Annotated in this window: 24 protein-coding genes; 1 reads left to right on the top strand and 23 read right to left on the bottom strand. The window is 31.4% G+C overall.

Annotation, left to right across the window (positions count from 1 at the left end):
• Positions 1 to 231: 231 nt before the first annotated feature.
• A complete protein-coding gene (locus ACYQ5R_RS06180; protein ID WP_460190049.1) occupies positions 232 to 732 on the bottom strand; it encodes a hypothetical protein in 501 nt (166 codons plus the stop codon).
• 350 nt (positions 733 to 1,082) lie between these two features.
• On the opposite strand from ACYQ5R_RS06180, the gene ACYQ5R_RS06185 reads away from it, so the two are divergent.
• Positions 1,083 to 2,072, top strand: coding sequence for a T9SS type A sorting domain-containing protein (locus ACYQ5R_RS06185; protein ID WP_460190050.1), 990 nt, complete (start codon positions 1,083 to 1,085; stop codon positions 2,070 to 2,072).
• A 294-nt stretch (positions 2,073 to 2,366) separates the two neighbouring features.
• Here the strand turns inward: ACYQ5R_RS06185 and ACYQ5R_RS06190 are convergent, their stop codons facing one another.
• The 22 genes from ACYQ5R_RS06190 to ACYQ5R_RS06295 form a co-directional block, all read right to left on the bottom strand.
• On the bottom strand, positions 2,367 to 2,498 hold the full coding sequence (locus ACYQ5R_RS06190) for a hypothetical protein (RefSeq protein WP_460190051.1): 132 nt from the start codon (positions 2,496 to 2,498) through the stop codon (positions 2,367 to 2,369).
• Between the two features lie 294 nt (positions 2,499 to 2,792).
• Positions 2,793 to 3,680, bottom strand: coding sequence for a hypothetical protein (locus ACYQ5R_RS06195; protein ID WP_460190052.1), 888 nt, complete (start codon positions 3,678 to 3,680; stop codon positions 2,793 to 2,795).
• A gap of 165 nt (positions 3,681 to 3,845) precedes the next feature.
• Entirely contained in the window at positions 3,846 to 4,463 is a 618-nt protein-coding gene (locus tag ACYQ5R_RS06200; protein WP_460190053.1) for a hypothetical protein, read from the bottom strand.
• Between the two features lie 186 nt (positions 4,464 to 4,649).
• Positions 4,650 to 5,171, bottom strand: a complete 522-nt coding sequence (locus tag ACYQ5R_RS06205; RefSeq protein ID WP_460190054.1) for a hypothetical protein — start codon at positions 5,169 to 5,171, stop codon at positions 4,650 to 4,652.
• A 104-nt stretch (positions 5,172 to 5,275) separates the two neighbouring features.
• Positions 5,276 to 5,941 carry a DUF998 domain-containing protein gene (locus ACYQ5R_RS06210; protein ID WP_460190055.1) on the bottom strand — a complete coding sequence of 222 codons (666 nt, stop codon included), beginning with the start codon at positions 5,939 to 5,941 and terminating at the stop codon, positions 5,276 to 5,278.
• A 375-nt stretch (positions 5,942 to 6,316) separates the two neighbouring features.
• Positions 6,317 to 7,081: an outer membrane lipoprotein-sorting protein gene (locus ACYQ5R_RS06215; RefSeq protein ID WP_460190056.1), complete on the bottom strand. Its 765-nt coding sequence runs from the start codon at positions 7,079 to 7,081 to the stop codon at positions 6,317 to 6,319.
• Between the two features lie 300 nt (positions 7,082 to 7,381).
• Positions 7,382 to 8,473, bottom strand: coding sequence for a hypothetical protein (locus ACYQ5R_RS06220; protein WP_460190057.1), 1,092 nt, complete (start codon positions 8,471 to 8,473; stop codon positions 7,382 to 7,384).
• 6 nt (positions 8,474 to 8,479) lie between these two features.
• Positions 8,480 to 9,985 carry a hypothetical protein gene (locus ACYQ5R_RS06225; RefSeq protein WP_460190058.1) on the bottom strand — a complete coding sequence of 502 codons (1,506 nt, stop codon included), beginning with the start codon at positions 9,983 to 9,985 and terminating at the stop codon, positions 8,480 to 8,482.
• Between the two features lie 475 nt (positions 9,986 to 10,460).
• The gene (locus tag ACYQ5R_RS06230; RefSeq protein WP_460190059.1) at positions 10,461 to 11,507 is read right to left on the bottom strand and encodes a DUF6090 family protein; all 1,047 of its coding nucleotides are present in this window, start codon (positions 11,505 to 11,507) and stop codon (positions 10,461 to 10,463) included.
• Between the two features lie 168 nt (positions 11,508 to 11,675).
• Complete coding sequence (locus tag ACYQ5R_RS06235; protein ID WP_460190060.1) at positions 11,676 to 12,146, bottom strand: VOC family protein; 471 nt, start codon at positions 12,144 to 12,146, stop codon at positions 11,676 to 11,678.
• Positions 12,147 to 12,289: 143 nt separating this feature from the next.
• Positions 12,290 to 12,661 (bottom strand): hypothetical protein, encoded by a 372-nt coding sequence (locus ACYQ5R_RS06240; RefSeq protein WP_460190061.1) that lies wholly within the window; start codon positions 12,659 to 12,661, stop codon positions 12,290 to 12,292.
• 246 nt (positions 12,662 to 12,907) lie between these two features.
• Entirely contained in the window at positions 12,908 to 13,591 is a 684-nt protein-coding gene (locus ACYQ5R_RS06245; RefSeq protein ID WP_460190062.1) for an HAD family hydrolase, read from the bottom strand.
• 143 nt (positions 13,592 to 13,734) lie between these two features.
• Positions 13,735 to 14,334, bottom strand: a complete 600-nt coding sequence (locus ACYQ5R_RS06250; RefSeq protein WP_460190063.1) for a hypothetical protein — start codon at positions 14,332 to 14,334, stop codon at positions 13,735 to 13,737.
• Between the two features lie 160 nt (positions 14,335 to 14,494).
• Positions 14,495 to 15,166: a DUF6624 domain-containing protein gene (locus ACYQ5R_RS06255; RefSeq protein ID WP_460190064.1), complete on the bottom strand. Its 672-nt coding sequence runs from the start codon at positions 15,164 to 15,166 to the stop codon at positions 14,495 to 14,497.
• Between the two features lie 153 nt (positions 15,167 to 15,319).
• Positions 15,320 to 16,162, bottom strand: a complete 843-nt coding sequence (locus tag ACYQ5R_RS06260; protein WP_460190065.1) for a hypothetical protein — start codon at positions 16,160 to 16,162, stop codon at positions 15,320 to 15,322.
• Between the two features lie 100 nt (positions 16,163 to 16,262).
• Positions 16,263 to 16,709: a DUF4279 domain-containing protein gene (locus tag ACYQ5R_RS06265; RefSeq protein WP_460190066.1), complete on the bottom strand. Its 447-nt coding sequence runs from the start codon at positions 16,707 to 16,709 to the stop codon at positions 16,263 to 16,265.
• A 160-nt stretch (positions 16,710 to 16,869) separates the two neighbouring features.
• Positions 16,870 to 17,307, bottom strand: a complete 438-nt coding sequence (locus ACYQ5R_RS06270) for a hypothetical protein (protein ID WP_460190067.1) — start codon at positions 17,305 to 17,307, stop codon at positions 16,870 to 16,872.
• A 176-nt stretch (positions 17,308 to 17,483) separates the two neighbouring features.
• On the bottom strand, positions 17,484 to 18,137 hold the full coding sequence (locus ACYQ5R_RS06275) for a hypothetical protein (protein WP_460190068.1): 654 nt from the start codon (positions 18,135 to 18,137) through the stop codon (positions 17,484 to 17,486).
• Positions 18,138 to 18,372: 235 nt separating this feature from the next.
• Positions 18,373 to 19,083: a hypothetical protein gene (locus tag ACYQ5R_RS06280; protein WP_460190069.1), complete on the bottom strand. Its 711-nt coding sequence runs from the start codon at positions 19,081 to 19,083 to the stop codon at positions 18,373 to 18,375.
• Positions 19,084 to 19,147: 64 nt separating this feature from the next.
• Entirely contained in the window at positions 19,148 to 19,546 is a 399-nt protein-coding gene (locus ACYQ5R_RS06285; RefSeq protein WP_460190070.1) for a hypothetical protein, read from the bottom strand.
• Positions 19,547 to 20,018: 472 nt separating this feature from the next.
• Positions 20,019 to 20,624, bottom strand: coding sequence for a hypothetical protein (locus tag ACYQ5R_RS06290; RefSeq protein ID WP_460190071.1), 606 nt, complete (start codon positions 20,622 to 20,624; stop codon positions 20,019 to 20,021).
• Positions 20,625 to 20,696: 72 nt separating this feature from the next.
• Entirely contained in the window at positions 20,697 to 21,116 is a 420-nt protein-coding gene (locus ACYQ5R_RS06295; protein WP_460190072.1) for a hypothetical protein, read from the bottom strand.
• Positions 21,117 to 21,145 lie beyond the last annotated feature (29 nt).

A 21,145-nucleotide genomic window follows, 5' to 3' on the forward strand; every position in this document is an offset into this window, starting at 1 on the left:
AAACGAAAACAACAGCATCTACTGCAACCTTTATATTTTGAGAAATATTCATTTTGTATTGAATTTACACAAATGCACGGAAGTTATTTTCAAATGTTTTATATTGTTTTAGGCTATGATTTCTTTGTGGAGAAAGGTCGGAGGTATTTCGGAGTCTGGAATCATAGTTTCAAGGTTAGCTTTTATAGTTAGTTTTTTATTTAAATCTAGTAATCGACTATTATCATTATTCTACTGGGTTTTATTCAATCTTTTAAACTTATTTCCTATCCATAATTCGTGAGTGACATTACAATAAGAGCAAGTTTCAATCATATTAGTTTCAGGGTCGATTGCTCCAATATTGGTAATTATAAGCGTACTATCTTTTTTAAATTCTAAACCGAAAGAGGTCATAATTCCGTCATATATTTTTCCGGTTAATCTGTCAATAACCATACTATATTGGCAAGAACTACCGCATCCCCATAGAACAAGAGTGTATTTTCCGGCAAAATTTATTCCTTTTTCACATTCATTTTTAATTTGAGTAATAAATCGCTTAGCTTTTTTATTTGTTGAAAAATCTGGATCTAAAAGTTCTCCTTTATAGATTTCTACCTTGTATTTTTCAAAAGTTTGACTCGACATGAAGAGTTTAAATTCGCTTTGCACAGAATCAATTTCCTTGTTATTTTGTGATTCGCAAGGTGCAATAAACAATACAATCATAAGAAATTTTAAAATCTTCATAATCAAACAATATACGAATTCTTCTTAAACATAGTTCTGATTTTTGAAAATTAAGATAGTAAAATTTATATCAAAAACAGTAGAATAAGAATTAAGTTACATTGAAATGGCGATATTATACTTTGTTCTTTTGAATTTATATCACCATCTAAAAAGCATGAATCATGAAGTAAATGTTACAAAAGTACTTATATAAGAGGCCTAATTTAGGTTGCAATAATTTATGTTATGCTAATTACGGTCTATTTTCAAATTGTATTATTTATAATTGTTACTTTTAGATAAAATTGAGACTTATATACCTAAAGGTAAATAGGGTATTAGAAAGAAAAACCAATTATAAATTAATTATGAAACAGAAATATCTTTTTTTATTATTTACATTTTTATTTGTAAGTGCGGCACAAGCGCAAATTCCTTCAACACTATATGTAATTGTTGAGGATGCTACTTCTACCTATGAAGATTATTATGAATTTTTTAACTCCGGAACAAACATGAGGTTCGTTACTGTTTATGTACTGCCAGGAAAACAATATTATTTTGACACTGAAAAGGAAGGTACAGGAACACAATTTGGATTAGTTGATCCAAATATTGGGCAATCAGAAACACCACCAGTAGCGCCTAATTTAGATATTTATACCTCTACCAATATGGTAGGCACATTGTTATCCTCTGGACAAAAGTTTTCTGCGCCACAAGGTGAAGCATATGAAATTGAAATTGATTTGACAACAGGAGTTACGCAAATTAACAGAAGAATTTTTAACGCCGTGGTTTATGACCCTAATGATCCAGCAGGAATTAGTAGTGGAACCTTATATGCTTTAGACTATGTGAGTACAGACGAAGGAAGATATACCATTTCTAATATTACGATTCCACTAGGCTATGAATTGCGATTTATTAGTAGAGAAGGTGCTTTTTTAGGAATTCCATCAGGGAATGATCCTACTGTTTTGACAGGATCTATTATCAATGATTCAGGAGGTAATTCAGATCCCATTACACCAGCCGCTGGCGAATATGATATTACCTTAGACCTTGGAACCGGATTTGACGGAGCTTATGTATTATCAGATTCTACACTCTCAAACACATCGATTACGGACCCTACTTTTGAAGTATTCCCAAATCCTATAATTTCTGATATTTACGTAAATACAGATACAGAAGGAAGTTTCAAATTAGCTTCAGTTCTTGGTCAGATTTTGGTAACTGGAGATGTTAGAAACGGTCAAAATAGAATACAGGTTGACAATTTGGCACAAGGAACCTACTTTCTTACAGTAACTTCAAATAAGGGAATCATGACCAAAAAAATTATTAAAAATTAATTTTATTTACACCAACAATACATTTAGTTAATTTTTTTTATTGTAATAGCAACAAAGTCCTTCAGGTATTCAGGAGGACTTTTTCTTAGATCTTAATTTGTTTCTTTTAGGGGGAGGGAATGGCGAATACTTTTTGATTAAAAAATAGCCATAATTATTGAATTACCTTACTTTAATAAAAAAATCGGTTGAAAATACAATAGCATATAGTGTTAAAATAAAGGTGTAGTTCAGAATTTAATTGTACAGCTCGTTCTTAACTACTATTCTTTATGTTCTTTTTTGACAATAATTTTATTGTCTTGCTTTTGCTTTTAAAATTGATTCAATAGCCTTGTTATTATTGAATGAAACAGCAGCTTGTCTTGGTAGATAATTTTTAAATGTCTTTAAATGCTCATTTAGTATACCAATAGCCGCCCGCATAACCCATGATTTTTTTATAATCATATGAAAACCCGTGCAATTTTTAAGATATGCGCTGTAGTAATTTGGTTTAGCAGTTTGTTGAAACACATTTCTTTTGGGGTGGGAGTGCAAAGCACGTAGCAACAAAAGTTCAACGCTAGTTGAATGTGTTTCAACGTTTTTGTGTATGATTAGTTGCGGGAAAATCAGCAAGATTTTTCTGCTTTAGCACTTAGGTAATCAATTCGAGTGACACGAGCGAAGCGAACTGGTGCAACAATTTCTGCTGAGGAAATTCCGTTGCAATTAATTTTATACGGTGTTAGGCAAAGTATTTTTTTCATATTTATTATGGATTATTATTATTGCTAATCCAAACAGGACAGCTACGAGGATTAAAATTGTACTAATTGATTCGCTTACTCCGAATGACATACGAATTAAAATCGTTGAAACTACAAATCCGGAATTTCTAATTATTTTGTGAAATTTATCGGTGTAAAAGAAGGAAATTAACAGAAGAACGACATCCACTAAGATTAGTACGGTAAAAAATTCATCAAAGAATAAATTATTAATTGTTTCAAAACTAGGTAAGTCGTTAGAGGCAAGAGAAACATCTAAAGTCCAATTCAAAAGTGTAACTAGAGCCATGATAAAAAAAATCGGAACTAGAGCAACGGCAATAATTTTCTTTCTATGTATGAATCTTTCAATTTTTAGTTTATTGTCATTTAGTTGCGTTGATTTTTGCATTCCTTGTTTTTGGAACTGAAAAATCAGATAGAAAAGAATAACTGATGCCAAGATATCATAGGTGAATTGCAAATCTTCTTTTATTTGAAACCAATCTGATGACAGTTCAAGAGCAGACAAATCTTTAAATAATCTTCGGATAATTATAAGTGTTATAATTTCATACTGTTTAGTTATGTAGGTGGTAAATGACTTTGGTAAGTAATAAATTAATAAGTAAACTTCATAAACAAGTATAAATGAGAATGGAGTGTAAATTGCCGATATTGGATTTTTAAATAATTCTGGTTCAAGAGATAAATTTACTATACCGAATTTTGATAAGTAAATTAAAATTAAGTGGATGAAAAAGCCAAATAACGCAACATAGAGTATTGTTTTTTCAATCCGCCTTTTGGCATACTCAGATAGAAAAATTTTGTAAAGTTTATTTAATAAATTCATATTCTATTATATCTGATATATTTTGCCTAATGTGTTTATGTAGGGTTAGTTGTGTGGTTAAGCAACTAAGTTAGCAAACATATTACAGATAGAAAATTCCAGCGGAATTTTTCGTAAGTCGGTAGTGATCTAGCAATTAATTATACACGTTGTTCCCAACGTTTTTTAATACTCAGGGCTCAACTTTTTCATTGTTAAGATTACAGACTTCGCAACTTTAGGGTTATCTCGAAAAATGTGTAACGAATTAGACAAATTTAGATTATTGGTAAAAGCTTCTCCAGATCCTCCGAATGAACCTCTTATAAAATAAATTCCTCCATCTTTTGCATTAATTTCAACGATGTCTTTTTTTGAGTTTTTTTGATTGTACTTATGTACTTCCCCAGCTTTTATTTTGTGTAAGTAATAACTATGAGTTTTAATATTAATAAATGGTTCTCCATTATATTCTACTTTACAAGCTAAAGTGGAGCCCGTATATACGTATGGTCTATAAAAATAAACATGCGCAAATCCAGATTCCGGTTCTTCAATTTTGATATTTAATGGGTTCTTTATTATAGATGTGTCAGAGAAATATGCGTCAGCAAATTTGAAAATATTATTTTTCTTCTTTCCGTTTTGACCATTCACGATGTAGGTAACATTTTTATTTTTCAATTCGACAATTTTACAATGAACAGTATCATTTTGAACGGTTACAAGGTAATCGGAACCTGATGTTTGAGAAATTGCACAAATACTTAGTAAAGTCAAGGAAAGAGTAATTATTTTTTTCATTTTAAAGTTTAATTTATCAATTTTTAATGTTGGGTAACAACCTACTAAACGCAGTTCTGATTAATTCACCAGTCTTATCATAATAATGAATTTGCTTGAGCCTGCCCTAAAATTGTCTAGGGGAAGTCTAATCCGAACTAAATACAGTTCCACATGTTTTATAAAAATAACGCGAATACTATTAGGCTAATTATTTTTATGTTTTTGTTTGGTTGAATAGGCATATTGTTCGAAGGCTTTGATTATTTTCTTAGGAAATTCGTCAGATAGTTGGTAAAGTGTTTCTGTACATTTCATACTATCCATATTCCCAGGTTGATAACTTTTTTTGCATAGGTTAATAAAGATCTCCTCTCTTTTTTCTTGAACGCCTCCATTATCCCAGCTGACTGCATCTTTTTTAAAGATGAGCTTTATGTATTCATGGTTTCCATCATCAACAACTTTTTCAACTTGTATCAAATCATCAAGGTGAGCAGACTGAGTCAGGTCCTGATTCGTTTTTACATAGGTACTAACTTGTGTTAATCTACCATTTTCTATAGAATGTGTATAGCTATATACCAAAGAGTACCCTGCTGCATAGGAAAGCTCATTGATGAAATCGAATTTGCTAATGTTCTTTTGTAGAAATTCTAGTTCCTTTTCTTGAGAATATATATTTGAAATGGTAATGACGAATAGTAGTAAGGATAATTTGAATCTCATTTTTTTATAAATTTTGCGTTAATTTTTACCAACGGTTTGTGTATGATTAGTTGCGGGAAATGTCGGAGACTTTTCCGCTTAGAAATCAGCCTAAATGTATGTTTTTATTTTTGTTTAATGTTCAAGTGTAACAATGAATTATAGCCATTGTTACCAGCTTTTTTTATTTTCAAGGCACATACAAGTATCCATGTCAAAATTAATAATTCAATAATTCGTTGATAAAGACCCAAAAAATCTGATTTAAGATTAGAAATTAATAAAAAAACAAAACCAGCACTTAGAGTTCCCAAAATAACAGATATAAATGAAAGAACTTTATAGTTTGTGAATTTACTCAACCCGATACCTGTTATTATGATGCTTACAGGAACAAAAGCATATATTACCAAAGCTGATATATTATGTATTATTTGCGAAATACTTGGATTTATATATTCAGGATTACAGCCGGTATCACATGGAAAAATCGAAACTACAATAGTTCCAACCCCATAGAATAGTCCAACACTCAATAACCCCGTTTTGATTAATTTAGATGAGGGAAAATACTTGATCCCAAGAAAACAAAAAAGAGTAAATAAGACTCCACTTGGTATATAACCTAAAACTCTTAACCATAATCCATATTTTGTGTCTACAGCATAAGTTTCACTAATATATTGGCTAGTAACACTGTAATTGTCAATTAATATACCTCCAATAAGACAGCTACTTACAAATAAAATTATACCTATTACACCTATTAAATATATTGTTTTATTATTCATTTTTTATTTTTCAAGTTCTGACTAACGTCTTTGTATAGTTTTGAAAATCAGATGTTGACGTTTCTGATTTTTAGTCTTATTTTTTTCTTTTTTTTCGAAATAAGAGGAATTGCTGGTAACAAACTGCTAAACGCAGTTCTATATTTTACGAGTAAATATAAAGAATTTGAGCAACCATTATCGGAGTAATAGACTTCCTATTTCACTTCGATAATAGTTCATCAAATAGATAATTTAATTATCGTTATTTGTCAAATTCTGATTATTGAGAACGTAAAATACAGATCCAAATTACGTTTAGGAATATGGCCTGTTGTTTTTGGCTAATGGGTTATGTTCCTTGTTATAAACAGTATTTATTCTTTATAGTTTGAATTAATTGTTATCCTCTGTAGGAGTTTCTGCTTTAACAGGCATCGTAAATTCTGAATCATCAACCGATGGATTTAATTCAATAGCTTCAATGGTGATTGGTTGTCCAACTTGACTCATTGAGGTAGGGAAATAAAGTCCTCCAAACTCTTCATAATCACTCATTGTCGAAGTAAACACTTGTCCTTTCATCGGACCTTGTTTAGCCTCAGAGTCTAGCGCAATAGGCACAAAGTTTTCAGTGTCAAAAAAGTAAATAGTAGCATTTTCTTCCTCTTTGCCATCAACCATAATTGGATTTTTGGTTAACTTAATCTTAAAGCATTCAGCGCCTTCTTTTGTCTCTTTTCCCAGCAACTCAACTTTGTAGCCATTTTTTTTGTAGTTAAGAAAAGGATCTGGGAATTCTTTTGCTTCATTTTTCTTGTAGTTATCGGTACTTTCTTTATCAGAAACTACAGCTTGCTGTGTCATAACATTGGTGTTCCATAAAATATTACCATCATAAACACCTTGTTTAATTTCTTGACCTTGGAATTTAATTTTAAGCATTGTTCTCCCGTCTTTTAGTGTTAACATTTCTACTGGGATTTTCATGCCTTGTGCATTAACGCTTCCAATCATTTTAAGTCCTTTAAGGCTCTCCCATTTGGCTTTGCCTCCAGTATTCTCGAAATAATTTGCAATAATTTCCTCGGCTGTTTGAGCGTTTACTGAGAGCGCAATAAGCATTAAACAGGTAAATAGTATTGTTTTAAATGATTTCATCTTGTGTTTTTTTAATTTTTTTATATTCTGAGTAACGTTTTTTAAAAGTTTAGTAAACATAGGGGTTTTCACACTTTGTCCACTGTAACGAATTTATTCAATTTTCTCCGTAAAACGTTTCCAAGAAGTAATTAATTTTTTGGAAATAGGAGGAATTGTTTACAACGGTCTAGTATAAGAATAGTAGCGGATTTTTATGCACTTACTTTTTGGTAAAACACAGACCTTTTTTATATTAACTTTGCTTCGTTTTAGTGATTAAACCGCTATTATTTTTATACAATGTTGGTAGCCGTTATTTTACCAATCATTTTTATTTAAGCGTTCCCAAGACGAAGTACTTTGATTAAATTTACTAACCTCTTTAAGGTTTCCTTTTTTGTAAACCTCTTTTCTGGTTGGTAATCCATTTTCATTCATAATAAACTTGGTATAATCATTACCAATTTGATCAATCATAGTTTTTATCATACCATTATCATGATAGGTAACATAGTCATTAATCTTAATATTATTATATTCCGATGATTCATACGCTTTACATATAACTTCGTTTATTTCAGAGTTTGTAAAACTTTTAAAAACCTTGATATTTAGGGCATAATAATCCTTCATGTTTTTGACATAAGATGAAGCTTCTACCTTTTCATATCTTATTTCTTGGATTGTTTTACCATTATATTTAAATAAAATAACCGTGGCTTGTTCATCTGGGAAATATAACTCAACAGTTTTATTAAATTGAACGTGTTCCTCTGCACTTAAAAAAGTATGATTTACCTTATTAAATCTATTAGGTTTTTTGGCATAATAGTAAACCTTTTCAACTAGTCCATTTTTCGTGTAACATACGGGAATTTCACCTCTCAAATCTAATTGGGCTATTATTTCGTGCGCTCCGTTTACATAATCATAATACATTCTAAGTTGTATTTCAGAACCATTATACCATTCAGATAATCTTTTTGTACCATTCTCATTAAAATATTTGATTTTGAAAATTTTACCATCTTCTAATTCAAGGGTTTTTCTATTACCATTAGTATAATAATTATTTGAAGTTTCAATATCAACTAGTATTCTTGAAACTTCTTTTATTCTAGAATCTGAATCATCAGCTTCGTTTAGAAATTGCTCAAACAGTGCTTTGGAGTTATTAATATTTATATCATTCAAAAACCTAGCCTTAGCCTCTAAAAAAATAATATCTGGATTGGTATCACCATTTAAATTTTCCTTTGTTTTAATTAATAATTTTATGGCTTCATCATAGTTTTTATTTTCATATTCCAATTGTGCCTTTTCATAAAAGGCTTTTGCCATCGTGACGTTTTGAGCATATAGAGATGAATTAATAAATAATACCAATAGGTAAAAGATTAATTTTTTCATAAGTTTTTAGTTATTATTATTCCAATAGTCTGTTTTTTTCTTTTTGTTCTTTTTCTTTTTGTCGGTTGACCAATAGTCTGTCTTTTCACCAGATTTTGTTTTTACCTTTTCACCTGTCCAATAATCCTTGCTTTGTTCGCTGTTTATTTTATCATTTAAAAAAGTGATTTGATTCGATTTAGGTGGTATTGCCTGACTAAAGTAATGTGTAGAAACCGCTTTATCCAAATTTGATCTTAAGCTATTTGTTACGGCCTCAACACTTTTTTCCCAATTGAAGAATACAGTGTAATAATCATTAGCTTTTCTTCCAAAATACTCTGCAAGTATTTTGTTCTTGATTTCCTCTATAAAGGGATATTGACCATTAGAATAAGGGAAAAAAGCAAATACTTGAGAAAACTGAACATTGACTTCTTCATTTATTTTAAATTTCATTGTATTAGGATACCTGACATTTTCATAGTAATAGTCGTAGTCTTTCGGAATATATGCAAAGTATATATATAGTGGTTTAAATCCAGTCCCATCTTGATTTAGTACAGATTTCAATTTAGGTTGCTCTAAAAATGCCTGTCTTGCGCTAATAACTGCTTTAAATTGCCCACGATACTTCTCTGCTTGAAAATCAAATTGATTTTTTCGTTCCTCTTCCATTTGCTTTTTCCGTGCCTGTTCTCGTTCAAAAGCAAGCCTATTTTGACGGTTCTGCTCTAACATATTGCCAAGAGCAGTCAAGGCTTGAGTAGCATATTGTATACGTTCCATTTGTTGCTCATATTTGGCTTGGCTTCTCGCTTTTTGCGCCTCAATTTCTGGTGTCGTTGGTAAACCATTACTGTCATACATAACACCATTATTATTCGATACTGTTGAAGTTGAATTATTGGATGAGTTTCTACTTACTGATGATATATTGCCAATTGTCTGTGATGAATTTTGAGTTTGACTATTTGAGACTGATTGCTGGTTTTGGTCAGCATTGTATTGCCTTAAAGCATTACTAACTGTTCCAAAATCTCCACCTTTTACACTATAAATATTTAGTGTCTCTACCCTTCCGTTACGTTCCCAGTAATTCCCCTCTCTATATTTACTTAAGGCTTCATTATGTTGTTCTTTTACACTAGGCGCCCAATCAATAAATCTGTTGATACCGCTATTTAGATTAATCGTTCCGCCTTTACTAAATGTACCACTTGAACGCCCTATTACATCACGAATCTGCATGCTTACTGTTCCATCTGCGTAGAAAAAACAATTAGAACAGTTAAATGGAAAACTTACACCATATTCGCTAAGTGAATTACCAGAAAAATTATTAATCCCTTCGACAACGGTTTTACTTTGTTGTATGGCAAGTGTACCAAATCCTGTTGGGCTTGTCAAAACCTCTACATAGCCATAAATCCCGCTTGAGGTTTGGAATTGTCTAGTGAAATTTTGTGTATTCTGTGCAAAAGAACTTGCAAATGTAAAGGTGAGAAATAAATTTAAAACTATTCTATTCATAATATAAATTTAAGTTTTTCATCAAATTTTCGAAACACCTAATATTGGGTATTTTTAGTCATAATTGCTACCAACAACCTGCTATACGTAGCTCTGTGTTTTAAGAGTAAATATAAAGAATTTGAACAACTATTATCGGAGTAGTGGACTTCCTATTTCACTTCGATAATAGTTCATCAAATCGATAATATGATTATCGTTATTTGTCAAATTCTGATTATTGAGAACGCAAAATACAGATCCAAATTACGTTTAGGTATAGTTGAGACATCGTTTTGGCTCGATGCCCAACTAGCGTTGATGTTTTATAGATAGGCGATTGTGTAATTTGGTTTAGCAGTTTGTTGAAACACATTTCTTTTGGGGTGGTAGTGCAAAGCACGTAGCAACAAAAGTTCAACACTAGTTGAATGTGTTTCAACGGTAACGTATATGAGCCGTTTTAATGGCTTATATACATTGTTGTGCTTTCGTTTTAATTTTTATTGACCAATTTTAAATTAAAGACACCTTTTTTATCACTAGTCTTAATGATTAGAATGGCATCACTAATTTCGCTTGATGGATTCTTGTCAAATTTCAAATTAACCTTAACACCATCAGATTCAGTGAAGAACGTATTATTTGACTTCAAATAAAGCCCATCACTGTAGCCACCGGAATCACTGATGCGTAAAAAGTTTTCGAACGAATCTATCTGAAATCTATTTTCACTTTTAAAACCTAGAGAATCCCCTTCAATTTTATAGGTTTCATAAGAACCAACATATTGTTTTAAATTGTCGCTACTTATAGAAATAAAATCGCTATCTGTCTTTTGTTTTAATATTGTTCTTATTTCTTCCAGTTGGACTATGTAATGTTCTATAAAACTTAAATAGATATTAATGGTTAAATGATTCAGCGCTACTTCATTCTTATAACGTAAACTACTTAAAAAAAAATCTTGTAGCTCCTTACTGCTATTGTCACTCGTAATTGTTTGAGATATCCATTCGGAAAACCAACTGTAGTTATCTTTATAATAGTCTAACATTTTGTTAGCTCTGTTATTTATATCCTTCTCAGTCGGAATTATGGTAGAATTTTCCATTTCTTCATAGAGTTTTACAATCCTCAAAGAAAGGTCATCGTTAAGATTTAGAGCTTTTAATTGCTGAACACCAGTTTTGTTTAGGCTGGTAGATACTCTTGTAGTTATAAGCCGTGTATAGCCTTCGTCAAATAATTTGAGAGTAATTGAATCACTTTTTACTTTATTAAAAACAGGTATCAGATTGTCCCAATAAGATTGTTGCACATATAGCTCTCGTATGTCATTATCTATGTCCAGTATGAGACGTTCATTTATTGCTAGAATCTCCTTATCCCGCTTTTTTTGCTCATTCAAATTATTAATTTGAAGAGCAATTAAAATTCCAATTACAACAAGAATAATTTCACCAATTGCGTATAATAGATATTTACTGAATTTATTTTCAGAGAGAAGTTTTTGCCTGATTTTTCTAAAGAATTTTATCATTGGTTAGCGGTTTCTCATAATGAAGCACAACGGTAACGTATAAGAATAGTAGCGGATTTTATGCACTTACTTTTCGGTTTTTTACTGTTGTTTAATTTATACATTTCACTTTCATTTTAGCGACTAAACTGCTATTATTTTTATACAATGTTAGGTGCTGTTATTATATTATTTCAGTTTAAATTTAGGGTTATATATTATTCCGATAATATTTCCAAAAGGGTCTTTTACTGTCGCAGTCATTATTTCTCCACCGACATTATACGGTTTTTCATTTTCGATTGCTCCTAATTCAATTAGTTTTTTGTAAGTTTCGTTAATGTCATTCACTCCCCAATATGTAACAACATTTTCAGTTTTATTTTCAATTGGTTCCTCTTCAGGCTGAAGTCCGAGTTCAAATCCACCAATATTAAATCCGACATAAAAAAGTTGGTCAAAGTAAGGTTCGATACCAAAAGCTTTAGAATACCATTTTTTTGCATTTGTTATGTCTCCGACTTTGTAGATTGTAGTTCTTAATCCAAGAAATTGTGTTTTTTCCATTTCCGTTTTTTTGTTTTCCGATTTAGAAGAGATTTGAGAGAATCCAAATTGAGTAAATAATAACAGAATTCCAATTATAGTTCTTGTTTTCATTGATTGGTTTTAATTGCACCTAACGTTCTTGTGTATGATTAGTTGCGGGAAAATCAGCAAGATTTTTCCGCCGTGGCACTAAAGTAATTAATTCGAGTGAATTTCCGCTGAGGAAATTCCGAAGCAATTAATTATAGACGTTGTTACCCAACGTTTTTTTTATTAATTTCTTTTATTTGTCCGATTAACAGTACAATAAAACTTGAAAGCCAAATTAAAAAGCCAATTCCGACAATTACATCATTATTTAGTCCGCCTTCGTGAACCGGCACTTCTCTAATTCCGATTGTAAATAATCCGAATATAATTGTTAGAATTGATATTCCGATTTTCAGTTTTAGATTTCCTTTTCTAAAAATCAGATTTCCAAAATAAAGGAAATTCGCAATCCAGGGAAGTCCTAAAAAGAGTTCAAGTTCAAATATTCCAATCACACCTATTATGAGCCCAAAAAAACCAACTAACCAACTTCCAAAGAAAATTGGAGTAATAAGTGAGATTCCATATAGAATCATTGATTTTTTTATGTAAGATAATTTCTTAAAATTCTGTAGCAATTTTTTATTCAGTTTTTAGTGTTTTTCTAAATGTTGGGTAACGTTTAGTATATGGCAAGTAGGGCAGTAGAAAGCGATAAACTTTCGGGTTTGCACTGAGCCAAAACGTTGTATTTTGTTTTTAATTTATTCATTCCTAAAAGCCAAATCAACGATTTGGCGACGTTCTACATAACAATGAACTTTTGTATACCACCAAACGCCCTATTTGCTATATACAGTGTTACCCATATGTTTTTCTTCAATTTTAAATCCAGTCAAATCTTGAACCACTCTTTTTGCTCCTTCTTTTAATAATAACTCTCTATTTTTTTCTCCTACACCTATAAATTCCAATTTTAGATTATTAGCTGTCAATAAATCCCATAGACCATCACCGACTGAAATTATTCTTTCAAACTGCTTAACGTTATAGTTTTGACAAGAGCTTTTAATGGCTGCTTCTACAATGTTTTCTCGACTATAGATTTGATCTGATGCCACTAATTGCCATTCTTCAAATTTTAGGCCTATTGAGCTTAGCTTATGTTTTGCAGCTTTTCGTAATGATCCAGTTGCATAACAAACACCAAATTCTGATTCTTTTTGAAGTTTCTCTACTAGTTCTTTTGCTCCTTTAATCTCTTTAAAATTGATAAGATTTATTCTTTTGGTTAAACCATTTTTAAATTTAAGGGCTTTATCTTCTGTAAAGGTTTTGTTTTGACTTTTTTCATAAATTTCTTTCGCTATGAAACTATCTGTATGATGTTTGAAAGATTTGAAGTCAGCATTGATTTTATTCACTCCAATTTCTAGCAATGTCTCTGTGAATGCTTTTTGATGCTGCAGTACACTATCAGTTAGTGTTCCGTCAATATCAAATACTATTAATGATTTCTTTTTCAATGCTTCTTTATAATTATGGGTAACGTTTTAGGCTATGATTTCGTTGTGGAAAATGTTGGAGACTTTTCGCTAATGAAATCAGCCGATTGGTTGGTTAAATTTATGTTTTTTAGTTCAATTGCCACAATGAATTATAGCCTGTGTTAGCTGTAGTATTTTTTTAGTTTATCAATAATTTGTTTGTCTATTTTCAAACCTTTATCATTTTCAATAAGATCAAACATTCTTTTGTCATTTTTCATAGCTAAATAACAAGCCAAATTATCTTTAATACACCCATCCTCATTTTTTAAAATCCTATTAATAAATTCCTCATTGTCGTTAATGTCCAACTCATTTTTAATGAAATCATCTATTTCATCCAAAAGTTCCGAAAATTTATTTTCTGTAATTCCATAAACGTTGTTATTTCTAAAAGAATATTTTTTGGGCGCATAAATGAATTGATTCCGTCCAATTTTATTTTCTTTAATCCATTTTTTTAGTCTTTTAGAACTTACATATGGAAGTATTTCCAATTGAATATAAGAACCTGACATATTACTGTGAGAACTCCAAAAATTAATTTCTACAATTAAGTCGTTATTTTCACGCCTTATTTTCGGTCTGCTTTTTGAGTATTTCCAGCCTTTTTCAGAATAGTGTTTTCCAATTGAATTACAAATTTCTTTAAAAATTAGAGAAGGCTTAGTTTCTGAATCAAGAGTATTTAAAATTGAATCTTTATTCCAATGCACTTTCATTTATACGTGTTTTTGGGATATTACAGCTAACGGTCTCGGCTATGATTTCGTTGTGGAATCATCCGCAGGATTATTCCGCTGAAATCCAGCCGTTTGGTTTATACTTTTATTTTGGCGTGGCACAAAACCACAATGAATTATAGCCATTGTTGTAAGTAGTTTATTTATACAATTGGGGTTCTGTAATTCCTTTTTCGAGGAACATTTTTTTGTTCATTTCGAAGTGCATTTCGGTCATTCCATTGTAATACTCCTTAAGATTTGGTAATTCGTAAGCTTTTCTTAAACTATCCACAATAGTAGAGTCAATAATTCCAATTTTTGGTATTGCCTGTCCTTTGTTATTATATGTCAACTGACTGCCAAAACGTTGTGGTTTTTTAAGGTTGACATTAATTCTGTCTTCTAACATTGCGTAATGATATTTGTCCGTACTGCCTTTTTCAATCTCCTTTTTCATGGCTTTCAGCATTTCTTGTTGAAAAGGTATGTCATTATCTGCATGTTGGATGGGTAACCAAAAGCTCGTAGAGGCTTCTTCTCCAATTTTTTTCTCACCTAAATAACCGTAATCTTTATAAAGTCGTCTTATTCTATTTTGATTATCGATACCAACACTATCTCTTTTTTGTTTAAAAATTTCCCAAGCCTTCTGATTCCCATACTTTTCTCTTAAATCAGCAGGTGGAATTCCAGCATATTTTTGGTCAATAAAATCAATTTGACTTAATTCTGCTAATATTTTCTCTTTCTCTTTTTTGGTAATTTCTCTCTCTTTTTCACAACTCATGCATAAGATTCCAATAAAAAACAATAAAATTATTCTCTTCATATTTCTGTTTAAATTACTTACAACGTTCTTGTGTATGATTAGTTGCGGGAAAATCAGTAAGATTTTTCCGCCGTAGCACTAAGGTAATTAATAAGATTGAATTTCCGGTGTGGAAATTCAGCCGCAATTAATTATACACGGTGTTGCCATTAGTTATTTAATCAGAACACCACTTCCAACTACTATTCCTCTTTGCATTTTATACTCTTTTACATTTTTTAAAGTAAGGCTTCCCATTACAGTTATTTCACTTCCTTCTCCATTAATTATTGTTCCATTAGAATCCATTTTGATTTCAAAGGGATAAGTCAAATGTCCATTAATAACGCAAACAGTTATAGGCTCACCAACAATTTTATTAGCGATAAGTTCTATCCATTGTGAAGGTATATCTTTTTCGTATTTTTTTTGAAATTCTTCTTTTGTGTAATTATTGAATTCAATATCTATTTTCAAATCCTCCTTTTTATTTTCAACGGAAAGTCTTTTTCCACTCGGAATACTTTCTATATTATCAAAGTTGGACATAACCAACCAATCATTTTCACGCATTGAAAAAATCAATTCTCCTTTTTCAGATTTAATATCCAAATTCAGGAGAGAATTATCTTTTTCATCAGTTGTCAGCCATAATAATTGTTCTTGCTTATTTAGATAAATATTTTGGGCTCCAATGAATACATTTCCACCGATTAAGAAAACTAAATTTTCTCGCTTCCAACTTATTTGCCCATTTACCGAATCAGATGAAGATAAGAAAGGATTCTTTTTTAGCTCCATTAATTGGCTATCTGTATATGCTCCATAATCAGCTTGCTTATGATGTTCAAGACATAATGCAATCATTCCTTCCGGTCTATGATGATTTTCAATATGCCAAGGTGGATCAAAATGGTGATAGCTCAAATATGGGCTTCCACAATTTTCAATTGGGCATCCAAAATTCACTTCTTTTCTTAAAGTATCCCTTACCTCTTTCGGAATATTTCTAGTCATTGGCTCTAATTAATGGCAACGTTCCGGCTAAAAAGCGTAGAAACGGTCTGGTTGGTTAGGTCTATGATTTTTAGCCATTGTTGTGTACAGTTTTTATTTTTTATTCATCACTAAACACTCCAATTGTATCAGCTTTGTAAACGTCAAAATCCACTTCAGTTTCAGTTTTAGCCAAGAAGTCAATTGTCCTTTTATTAAGTCCAAAATATGGAGTTGAAGCTTCTGGATTGATGTCTATGTCAATGACAAATTGCAGTCTGGTGGTCAATCCAAGTTCTTTTTTTAAACGGTTTATTTGTTCTATTTTATTTGCAAAGAGAGTCACGAGTTTTTCGAGAGGAGTTTCTAAATCAATCTCTTGTCCTACGTCAATTCGAAATTTCCAAGAAGTTGATTTAGGAACAGGATCCTTTTTTATCATCAGTGCAGTCGGCTCAATCCCTAATTGGGCTGTAACCACATTTGTATCGAAATAATCCGAATTAAATGAAAAATAGAGGTAATTGTTACACTCTGTTCCGCTGTATGTTATTTTCTCGAATGCCATTTTTTAATTGTACACAACGGCTTCGTATAACCGTCAGTTACGGGCTAATTTAGTATTTATATTTGGTTTAGGAGCTGACCTTAGCAATTCCGAGTGGATTCGGACGAAGTCGAATCCGCCGTAATTGCGGTTATACATTGTTGCCAGTAGTACTTTATTCTTATTGCTGAAACTCTCCAAATTTGCTATTCTTTTCAGTCCATAAAAAGTATTCTCCAAACAAAGTTCCAGATAACAATTCAGTCGTTATGTTCTCTACTTCTTGTCCGTTTATTGTTAATCCTAAACTCTTATTGTTATTTAAGTTTTCTTCAATTTCTCTCAAGAAATTAAATGCAGTCGAATCCAAAATATTCAGGACAAGTCGGTTTAGAATTTCTATTTGTCTTTCATTCAATCCGTTAAAAAATTCAAATCGTTCGTCTTTTAATTTTTGAAATTCAGGTGCTAAATTCGGGTTTCTAGGTAGTTCAGAGTATTCTTTTTCACTCATAGATTTTCCAAAGTCTCTATTTTTTTCATAGTATTTAAAGTTTTCATCGCGTAATTTTCTTACGATTATTTCCCCGAGATCTTTATAGTCTTTTGAAAAATCCATTCGTTAAATATTAGTTTTGATTTGCGTTCTTCGTATTACTGGCAACGGTCTCGTATAACCGTCAGTTACGGGTTTTAAATTACTATTTTTCGATTAATAACTGACGCTCGCAATTCCGAGTGGATTCGGACGTAGTCGAATCCGCCGTAATTGCTGTTATACATTGTTGCCACCAGTTATTTTATTCCGATTACTTTTTCAATCGGTTCGTTAATATAATCAAATTCAAGTTTTTTTATTCTGTGTATTGGGCTGTCAAATCCAACAATATTGTTTCCACTAAATGACCTTAAATCCAAAACTCGAAACTTCTTTTTGTATTTAGTCAGCGTTTGGTTTTTCAAGTCCACAATTCCGATTTTTTGGAATGTTCCGCTAAAAAATGACCTGTCCCAAATCGGTATTGCAACTTTTTGTCCATTTCGAGTCCAAATTGCTGGTCCACCACAATTTTCGGGAATCAGAATTTCTTTATTGTCATAAAGCTTGATTTTGCATTTTCCACTCAATGGTGCACCCATTCCAACTTCGTTAAGATTGGAATATTCCAACGTAGCTTTATTTTCATCTTCTTGTCCGTTTGAGTTTTCATTCGGAAAATCCCAAGCATTTGGATATTTAAGAGAGTCCATTGAGAATCCAACTATTCTGCCTATGGAAAGTTCGTCAAATTTTAATGCTTGAAGTATTGTTCGAGCTTTGTATTTGTCCGATTTTTTGGCTTTGTCAAATTCATCCATTAAACCACTTTCCCAAAGACGTTCATTTCCAGTCATTCCTTCAATTCCTAGAACATTATTCGCTTTTTCGTAAATTTCTTTAGTGGTCATTTCTCTAATTGGTGGCAACGGTTTGGCTATGATGCGTTGCGAGTAGCAGCGTGGCTAAGCGCCACTCCGGTCTGCTTGTGTTTTTCTAACCAGTAGCGAAGCGCGCTGCCTAACACAAACGTTCATTTTTCTATTTGAGATTAAATGTAGGAAATAATCTCCAACTTATTGGGGAAGTAGCAATGCATTATAGGTGTTGTTGTGAGACGTTTATCTGTCCAAAACTGATAATTAATTAATCCTTAAAATACTGTTTAACATGGTAATTAGGTTTAATAATTGTCGAATCTGGTTTTTTTGAAAGTTGGAACTTGTAAATTGATTTATCATTCTTTACAGTGTTATTGAGGTAGTTGATTGATTTATACATAACAAATGTGCTGTCATTTATAACCATTCCTTGTCTCTCATATATTAAGCCATTTCGAAAGGATTGAATTCTTATGACATTACCATCTACTGAGTATATGGGATATTTATCTCTTGAATTAATAATTTCACTATAACATTTAAAAAAATTTATAATCGTATCGAAGTTCTGTTTAGGTTTAAGTTTACATTTCTTTTTACCTTTCTTAAATCTTAAGGTCATACTCGAATTACCAATATAGTCAAAAGGGAAAACTGCTCCATTTTTAAAAAATATAATTGGTGAAATATATCTTATCGTATCATTTTTAGATTTAATTTTCGATTTTCTCTGATAATAGAAACCATCAATCCTTAAGTTGCTATTATGAACGCCAACCTTATCAATTGGAATTGGTTTTTTTGAATTTAATTCATCTTGTGCAGTAAGAACAAGTGGGAATAAAAGAATATAAAATAGAATTGTATTTAGTTTTACTATTTTCATAAATAGAAATAAGACGGTTAAAAATGTCTCACAACGTTCTTGTGTATGATTAGTTGCGGGAAAATCAGCAAGATTTTTCCGCTGTGGCACTAAAGTAATTAATTCGAGTGAATTTCCGCGAAGGAAATTCCGTAGCAATTAATTATACACGTTGTTACCCAACGTTTTTATTTTTTTCTTTTAATTGTCCGATAAGCAACACTATAAAACTCGAAATCCAAATAACAAATCCAATTCCTACTACGATACCAGAATTCCGCCCACCTTCATTTTCGGGTAATTCTCGAAGTCCGATTACAAATAATGCAAAAATTATAGTCAAAATTGATATTACGACTTTTGTTTTCAGGTTCAACTTTTTAAAAATCAGATTTCCAAAATATAGGAAATTAGCCAACCAAGGTATCGCAACAAATGGTTCAAGAGCAAAAATTCCTAACCAGCCCATAATCAGTCCAAAAACACCAATTGTCCAAGTGCCAAAAAACATAGGTGTAATCAATGCAATTCCATAAAGAAGCATTGAAACCTGTTTGTAAGATAGATTTTTCATTTATTCAATTGTTCTTGTCATTAAAATTGTCATCATTATTCCGATATATAAAAACGGAATTGCACTTAAAAAAATCCAAATCAGATTATTTTTCAAGTCAGATTTATGTTTTGAAATCAAAAGGATAGTATTTATCAGTGACCAAAAAATTCCACCGTAAAAGACTAACAATGAAATCATATTTCCATATTGATAAATCCAAGTTCCACGATAAGGCTGAACCATATATTTCAATGACATTGAACTTAAACAAATTCCGATTATCAGAATTCCGCTTTTTTTAGTCCAATCTATATTTTGAAGTGAAATGTTCAATGTTTCGTCAAATGTTGGGTAACGGTTTGGGCTATGGTTTCGTTGCGTGAAAATCCGTGAGGATTTTCCGCCGTAAACCGAAGATAGCAAATTTGCGAGGACTTTCCGAGAAGAAAGTCAGAAGTAATGAACTATAGCCGTTGTTGTGCACTGGTTTTTATTTTAAATATTTTTCTATTTCAGAAAGTTCCAAAACGATTGAACTTGAACTTACATTAAAGCACGCACTTCCAATTCCGTAATCAACGTTAAACTCCACTTGATTTTTGTCGGTAAATGAAATTCCAAATTCGTTTAGTTTATAATATCTAAAGTCAATCCATTTCATACAGTCGCTGATTTCAGGAATTTTGGAATTCGATTCGTATTCAGTTTTGAGTTTTTGGTTTATTAATTTTTCCAATCCGATTGCCTTTTTATTAAAAAAGTCAGAGTTTTTTACTTTTATAGTATCCTTTTTGTCAATCTGAAACAGCTCATACTTATAAGAATATCGACCTTTATAATCAGCAATTCCAGTTGATTTGAATAAGTGATTTTTAAATTCACAAGTTGTTATAATAATGTCATCTGAATATTCAGGGTCTTTTTTAGTCGATTCGTTACAGACAATTTTTAAGTCCGTTTCTTGAGCTTTGACTTTACAGGAAAAAGTCAAAAGAAGAGTCAAAATTATTAATGTATACCTCATTTTCTCAACTTGTGCACAACGGTCTCGGCTATGATTTCGTTGCGGAAAAATCCGCAGGATTCTTTCCGCCATTGCCGAAAGATAGCAAATAAGCGTTGAATTCCGATTAGGAATTCAACCGCAATGAATTATAGCCATTGTTACCTACAGTTTTTTATTTTTTTTAAAATCACTTGTTATTCCGTTCAATATTTTAGGGTTAGTTCTCAATAATTCAGCACATTCAGATATATAAATTTCAACAAAGTCGCGTCCACTTTCCGTCATCATTTTCAATCCGCCAGTTTTGTCGAGATTATGAATCCAATAAAAATTCGTTGGATAGATTTGGTGATTAAATTCAATCGGTTCCGAATGATTTGTAATTCCGATAATTGGTGCGCTTGAGTCAAATTTAAAAATCAGAGTTGAGAATTCAATATCAGCTTTTTGAGTTGTTATATAATATTCATCTTTAATCCACTTTTTCTTGAATTTTGGAAATCCGAATTCAGATTGCAGGAAAGAGAAATTAGTCAAAATCTCTTTTTCTGATACTTTCCAAGTCGGTTTAAGAATGTCCATTTTTCAAATTGTAGGTAACGGTCTAGTGT

The organism is Urechidicola sp. KH5, from assembly GCF_054661455.1.